Here is a 7,244-nt window from a genome sequence, read left to right on the forward strand (position 1 = left end):
GGTTGATGTTCCCTCCCAGGCCCGAGCCGTAGAGCGCCGAGGCCGGCCCCTTGATCACCTCCATCCGTCCGATACCCAGCAGGTCGATATCTTCAGGGGCGGAAATGCCGTCGGACGAGGTAATGGGAATGTCGTTAAGGTATGATTTGACGCGATTGGTGTTATAGGGAGTGCGGCTGCCCACACCCCGGATCACGACACGGCTGGTGGCATAGGTGCCGCTATGCATGTAGATGCCCGGCACGGCATGGAGGATATTGGCAAAGTTATTGCCGTCGCCCACCCGGATCTCGTCGCCCGAAAGCACCGAGATACTTCCCGGTACCCGGTCCAGCCCTGAATCGATATGATATGCGCGCACCACCAGTTCCTCGAGGAGAAGGGTAGAGTCTTGTGCTGCCGCATCGAGACAAGAAAGAAAAGCCATGATAACCAGGGGAGCAAAACGATACCTCATGTCTTTGGTTGATCAGTAGGGTGCAGCTTTCCGAGCGATTTAGCCACCACCACCGATACCGTGGCGTCGCCCGTGATATTGATCACCGTACGGCACATATCCAGCGGGCGGTCGATCGCGAAAATCAGCGCCAGTCCTACGGCCAGTTTATCCGCCGGGATGCCGATCGACTCCAGCACGATCACCAGCATAATCATGCCCGCACCGGGTACCGCAGCCGACCCAATGGATGCCAGCAAGGCGGTGAGCACGATGGTCAACTGATCAGAAAACTCCAGTGGAATATGCAGTGCCTGGGCAATAAAGACAGCGGCCACGGCCTGGTATAGGCTGGTGCCGTCCATGTTGATGGTGGCTCCTACCGGCAGGACGAAGCTCGATACCTCGTTATCTACCCCGAGGTGATGGGTCACCCGTTCCATGGTGACGGGCAAGGTGGCCGCGCTGGAACTGGTGGAAAAAGCCAGCAGCTGTGCCGGCACGATTCCCCGGAGAAACCAGCGGGGTGATTTTTTCGCGTAAAGGGAGAGGATGATCAGGTAGAAAAAGAGCATCAGGATTAATCCCAGCACGACCGTCAGCCCGTAGTAGAGCAGTTTTTCCAGGATCTCCACGTTATCGGAGCTGACAATAATCTGTGCCAGCAGGGCGAAAACGGCAAAGGGAGCCATCCACATGATCAGGTCTACCATCTTCAGCACCACGGCATTCAGCCCGTCGATGATTAAAGCGATCGGCCTCGCCTTCACCGGGTCGATAAGGAGCATACAGATACCGAACAGGATCGAGAAGAAGATCACTTGTAGCATCAGGCTGTTGTTGCCGAGCGCGGCGAAAATATTATCGGGCACCATGTCTACCAGGAAATTCAGCGGGCTACTCTCCTGTTCCACGGCCTCATGGATATTAGAGGCGATGGACTCGTCCGAAGCATAGGTGCGGGTAAGTTCCTCTATGGTCTCTTCCGCCATGCCCGTTCCCGGTTGCAGCGTGTTGACCAGCATCAGCCCGATGACGATGGCTACCACAGTAGTGCTGATATACAGGATGACGGTACGGATGCCGATATTCTTGAAGCTCGATATATCTTTCAGGTCGGATATCCCCTTTATCAGCGAAACGAAGATCAACGGGATGGCGATCAGCTTGAGCAACCGGATAAAGATGGTTCCGAATGGGGCAATCCAGTCGATCACGAATCCTTTTCCTCCACTGAAAGCGCTCATCAGCAAGCCGAACAGCACGCCAAGCACCATGCCTGTGATTATCTTCCAGTGTAAGGGGAGTTTCTGCATTTCCTCTTATTTCTTTTGTTTTAGCACGTCGATCAGCACGGCCGCCTGGGAGTATTCCTTCTCTTTGGCCGCGAAGAGCAGCGTGAGGGTTCCGTGCTCCTTTTCGAGATCCTTTATTTGGAGTAAAAGTTCCTTCTTTCCGGCGAGTTCCTTCCGGTATCGTTTACCGAACTCGTCCCATTTTTCCGGATCGTGTTGGTACCATTTTCGCAACTCAGTAGACGGGGCGATCTCTTTCAGCCAGAGATCCACCCGGGCGTTTTCTTTCGACACGCCGCGGGGCCATAACCGGTCTATCAATACACGATAACCATCTTTATCGCCCGATTGTTCATATACACGTTTGATTTGGATCATACTATTCACGTTTTTAGGCCGTAGTTATCTCCGGCAAACCCATTGAATTGTCTATCCACATTATAACGTATATTGATCAGTTACTGTTTTCAGTTTCTTACTGATCGATATATCCGAAGCAGAAATCCTATCCTGCCTTGAACTTCCGCGTTCGCAAGTATCCCGCTTTACTTATGGATCCCGACACGGTTCAGGATGAAGGCGAACTCGAAGGCGGTGTCCTTGATGCCGTCGTACCGTCCTGTAGCGCCGCCATGGCCGGAATCCATATTCATGTGTAGCAACAGGATGTTGTCGTCGGTTTTGAACGAGCGTAGTTTGGCCACATATTTGGTGGGTTCGTGGAAGAGTACCTGTGAATCGTTGATCCCGCCGGTAACCAGTATATTGGGATAATCCTGCGCTGTGATATTATCATAGGGTGAGTAGGAGAGGATGTAGTTGTAATATTCTTCTTCGTTAGGATTGCCCCACTCTTCGTACTCTCCCGTGGTAAGCGGCAGTGTATCATCGAGCATAGTATTGATCACATCGATGAAGGGGACCTGTGCCACGATAGTCTGATATAGGTCAGGACGCATATTTGTTACGGCGCCCACCAGCAGGCCCCCGGCGCTCCCGCCCATGGCGGCCAGCTTGCCGGGAGAGGTGTAGCCGTCCTGTATCAGTTTCTCGCTGCACGCGATGAAATCGGTAAAGGTATTTTTCTTGTGCAGTAACTTGCCATCCTCGTACCACTGTTCTCCAAGATCGCTGCCACCGCGTATCTGCGCGATGGCGTATACGAACCCTCGGTCGATCAGGCTATACACGCTTGTACTGAAGTAGACATCGGAGCTGCTGCCGTAACTTCCGTACGAGTAGATAAGCGCCGGGTTACTACCGTCTTTTTTCAGTCCGTTTTTATAAACGATTGCCATCGGCACCTGTACCCCGTCGGGGGCGGTCGCCCAGAGCCGTTCCACGGTATAATCGTCGGGATTGAATCCGGAGGGCACCTCCTGTTCTTTTAGTTTCCCAGTTTCCCCCGTCTCGATATTGTACTCGTAGAGGGTGGTAGGGCGATTGAGCGACGTGTATGAATACCGGAATGTGACGGCATCATACTCGGGATTTCCGCTAAGCCATGCCGAATAGACGGGTTCAGGAAAAGCGATAGTCTGTGGTTTACCTTCGCCCGAAACCGGTCTGACCTGAATTTCGGTCAGGCCGTTTTTCCTCAATTCCAATGAGACATAATCTTTCAGGACATCGATCCCTTCTATGCGCACATTCTTATCATGCGGCATAAAAACTTTCCAGGTAGCACGGTCTTCATAGCCCGCGAGCGGCATCTCGTAGATCATTCCGTTGAGGTACTCCTTATCTTTGTAACGGACGAAAAATTTATCTTTATGCGGATAAACACTATATTCCACATCCTGCACACGGGGAAGGAACACTTTGAACGGATCCGTGGGTTTGTCGGCAGCGAGGTACCTCTCTTCGGAAGTGGTGGAACTTGAACTGTTGATAAAGATATACTGCTTGGTTTTGCTTCCATACACGTAGGTGCCGAAACGGGCGTCCGTCTCCTCGTACACCAGTTCGCCGGAGGGGGCATCCAGCATCCGGCGATAGATCTTGTTGGAGCGCAGCGTCTGGTCGATCAAACTATAAAACAGAGTCTTATTATCGTTGGCCCATGCAGCCGAAGCGACCCCGTCCATGGAGAATCCTACATTCTCACCCGAAGCAAGGTCTTTGATCTTCATCGTGAATTCGGCATATGAGCCTGTCTCGTTATAGAAATAGGCGGCTTTGCTGTTATCGGGGCTAATGGAATAACCCCGGAAAATAAACGCCGGTTTTCCTTCGGCCATCCTGTTTACATCGAAGATAATCTCTTCGGGTGCCTCCATTGATCCCTTGCGGCGGCAGTAGCTACGGTATTGTTTTCCTTTTTCGGTACGGCTGTAATAGTAATAACCATCTTTGAACGAAGGGTAACTTTCGTCATCCTCCTTGATCCGACCCACCATCTCATCGAAAATGGTCTGCTGAAGTGTTTTGGTAGAAGCCATTACGCTGTCGGTATAGGCGTTCTCCGCTTTCAGGTATTCGACCACTTTCGGATTATTCTTGTCTTTCACCCAATAGTAGTTGTCGATACGTTGCTGCCCGAAGTTGATAAATGTGTCGGGAATCACTTCCGCTACCGGAGGAGCGGGAAAATCGGATTGCTTTAAAATGTTCACTTCTTCTCTTTTAATGTGGCACGATGCAATTAAAAACGCTATAGCACCTATAATCAGTAAATTCAGATCTTTCATGCCGTTCTTTTTAGGGTATGATAATCAATATTGTTATACTGCTGGCAAAGCAGTGGATAATGGGTTCTGTTGTAAAAGCCTTGCTTTCATACGGCAAATTTACACGATTTTCTTTTGAAAACAACATACACGTATAAAATAGCCGTCTGAATTGTAAGAGAAACAGGTATAATTTACCTGAAAAACAGGGAATGAACTTTCTTTTTTTCTTTTTGTTATAATCCGAAGGAATCAACTACAATGCACACACATCATCACGATCATCCCCACGAGCACGCAGATGTGAAGAACATCCGAACAGCGTTTTTCCTGAATCTTTCTTTCACGATCATTGAATTTGTCGGCGGACTGCTGACGAACAGTGTGGCGATTCTTTCCGATGCCGTACACGATCTGGGCGACAGTTTTTCGCTGGGATTATCCTGGTATTTTCAAAAGGTGGCCAAGAAACCCCGTACGAAAGATTACACCTATGGTTATAAGCGCTTTTCGCTTTTAGGCGCTGTGATTAATTCTGTGGTCCTGTTGGTGGGGAGTATCCTGATCCTGGTCCATGCCATTCCCCGGCTGTTTAACCCCCAACAGCCCGATGTGAAGGGGATGTTGTTGCTTGCCGTCCTGGGGGTGATCATTAACGGGCTGGCCGTCTTCCGCCTGAGAAAAGGGAGTTCGATCAATGAAAGAGTGGTGTCGCTGCACCTGCTGGAAGATGTGCTGGGCTGGCTGGCCGTATTGATAGGAGCGGGTATCATGTATTTTATAGATGCGCCTTTTATCGATCCGCTGCTTTCCATTGCCATTTCTCTCTTTATCCTGTTTAATGTGTACAGGAATATCCGCCGGAGCCTGCATATTATCCTGCAAGGTAGCCCCACGGAATTGGATATGGAAGAAGTGAAACGATCGATATTGGAAATCGGGGAGATACAGGGCGTCCATGATCTGCATGCCTGGTCGGTAGATGGGGAATATAACGTGATGACCATTCATGTGGTACTTCGGAACGCCCTTCCGATAGGAGAACAGAGGCGTCTAAAATTACTTGTCCGTGATAAACTGCGGGTGTTGGGGGTGCAACACAGCACCATTGAGTTTGAAGTGGCGGATGAGGATTGCGGGATGAAGTCCTGTTGCTGAAAAGGCCGACCGGTAATCTGATCCCCCGGGAAAGCATCGGTAAGGGAGTCTGTCCTGCCTGCCCGTCTATTCCAGATAAGTATAGCCGTACAATCCCGACCGGTAATTCGAAAGAAATTCTTTTCCTTCTTCCACTGATATCTTCCCCTGTTTTACGGAACTCATTACCCAGGTCTCTACGGTGCGAACCAGTTTCTTGGCATTGTACTGGGCATATTCCAGCACTTCGGCCACCGACTCGCCGTCAATCACCTGGTCTATTTTATAGCCGTTTTCACCGGCGGATACATGTACCACATTGGTATCGCCGAACAGGTTATGCAGGTCGCCCAGGATCTCCTGGTAAGCGCCCACCAGGAAGACTCCGATATAATACGGTTCGTTCTTTTTAAGCGGATGGGCCGGAAGGAAGGAAGATCGAAACCCGTCCTGCGAGGCAAAGTTAGATATTTTCCCGTCCGAGTCGCAGGTGATATCCTGCAGTGTGGCCGTCCTGTCCGGTTTCTCATCCAGCCGGTGAATCGGGATGATGGGGAACACCTGGTCGATGGCCCAGGAATCAGGAAGCGACTGGAACAACGAGAAATTGCAGAAATATTTGTCCGGCAGCAGGGTCGAAAGCTGCCGCAGCTCTTCGGGCGCATGCTTGGCCCGGTTGCTGGTGATATTGATTTCCCGTACGATGGAGAAATAGAGCTGTTCCACCTGAGCACGTGTCTTCAGGTCGAGCATGCCCAGGCTGAAGAGGTCGAGGGATTCCTCTCTTATCTGCTGCGCATCGTGCCATGCTTCCAGCATCCGCGCCTGGGTAAGCGTATCCCAAATGTTGTAAAGTTCCTTCACCAACTCATGATCCTCTTCCTCTATCTCCTTATCATCGGGCCATTCCGGTAGTGAGGCCGTTTCCAGCACTTCGAAGATCAGCACGGAGTGATGCGCCGTGAGAGCGCGCCCCGATTCGGTGATGATGTCGGGATGGGGTAGTTCGTTCTTGTTTGCCGCATCCACAAAGGCAAATACAGAGTCGTTCACATACTCCTGAATGGAGTAATTGATACTGTTCTCAGTGAAAGAGGAGCGTGTGCCGTCGTAATCGACACCCAGTCCACCCCCTATATCCACATATTGGATCTTGAATCCCATCGTATGCAGTTGCACATAGAACTGGGCCGCTTCGCGCAGCGCCGTCTTGATGCGGCGTATCTTGGTGATCTGGCTTCCTATGTGAAAGTGGATAAGCCGGAAACAATCGCCCATATTGTTTGTTTTGAGCACCTCCAGCGCTTCAAGCAATTCACTTGAATTGAGTCCGAACTTACTGCCATCGCCGCCCGATTCTTCCCACTTACCGCTGCCGGAACTGGCCAACTTCACCCGGATACCGATGTTAGGCTTCACTTTCAATCGTTTCGCGATTTTGATGGTCAGGTCGAGTTCATTCAGTTTTTCCACCACAATAAACACCTTCTTTCCCATCTTTTGCGCCAGCAATGCCAGTTCAATATAGCTTTCATCCTTGTAGCCGTTACAGATGATAAAGGAGTTGTTGTCGGTATTGATGGCGAGTACAGCATGCAGTTCCGGCTTGGAGCCGGCCTCAAGCCCGATATTGAACCGTTTTCCGCTTGAAACGATTTCCTCTACTACCTGGCGCATCTGGTTTACCTTGATAGGATAGATGATATA

Annotated in this window: 5 protein-coding genes and 1 pseudogene; 1 reads left to right on the top strand and 5 read right to left on the bottom strand. The window is 50.6% G+C overall.

From position 1 onward, the window contains the following. Positions 1–31: 31 nt before the first annotated feature. The 4 genes and pseudogenes from Q0502_RS19085 to Q0502_RS17585 form a co-directional block, all read right to left on the bottom strand. Positions 32–457: pseudogene (locus Q0502_RS19085) on the bottom strand (Plug domain-containing protein); the annotation flags it as partial. Further along, positions 454–1,752: a dicarboxylate/amino acid:cation symporter gene (locus tag Q0502_RS17575; protein WP_298653658.1), complete on the bottom strand. Its 1,299-nt coding sequence runs from the start codon at positions 1,750–1,752 to the stop codon at positions 454–456. The gene Q0502_RS17575 and the pseudogene Q0502_RS19085, both read right to left, overlap by 4 nt. Before the next feature lie 6 nt (positions 1,753–1,758). Then, positions 1,759–2,109 carry a DUF488 domain-containing protein gene (locus Q0502_RS17580; protein WP_366521816.1) on the bottom strand — a complete coding sequence of 117 codons (351 nt, stop codon included), beginning with the start codon at positions 2,107–2,109 and terminating at the stop codon, positions 1,759–1,761. A gap of 167 nt (positions 2,110–2,276) precedes the next feature. Beyond that, on the bottom strand, positions 2,277–4,421 hold the full coding sequence (locus tag Q0502_RS17585) for a S9 family peptidase (RefSeq protein WP_298653660.1): 2,145 nt from the start codon (positions 4,419–4,421) through the stop codon (positions 2,277–2,279). A 240-nt stretch (positions 4,422–4,661) separates the two neighbouring features. Between Q0502_RS17585 and Q0502_RS17590 the strand changes: the two genes are divergently transcribed. Further along, positions 4,662–5,558, top strand: coding sequence for a cation diffusion facilitator family transporter (locus tag Q0502_RS17590; protein ID WP_298653662.1), 897 nt, complete (start codon positions 4,662–4,664; stop codon positions 5,556–5,558). 66 nt (positions 5,559–5,624) lie between these two features. Here the strand turns inward: Q0502_RS17590 and speA are convergent. Beyond that, a partial coding sequence (gene speA / locus Q0502_RS17595) for a biosynthetic arginine decarboxylase (protein ID WP_298653663.1) occupies positions 5,625–7,244 on the bottom strand: 1,620 nt, incomplete at its 5' end.

The sequence above is a fragment of the uncultured Proteiniphilum sp. genome (assembly GCF_937873925.1).
GTDB lineage: Bacteria > Bacteroidota > Bacteroidia > Bacteroidales > Dysgonomonadaceae > Proteiniphilum.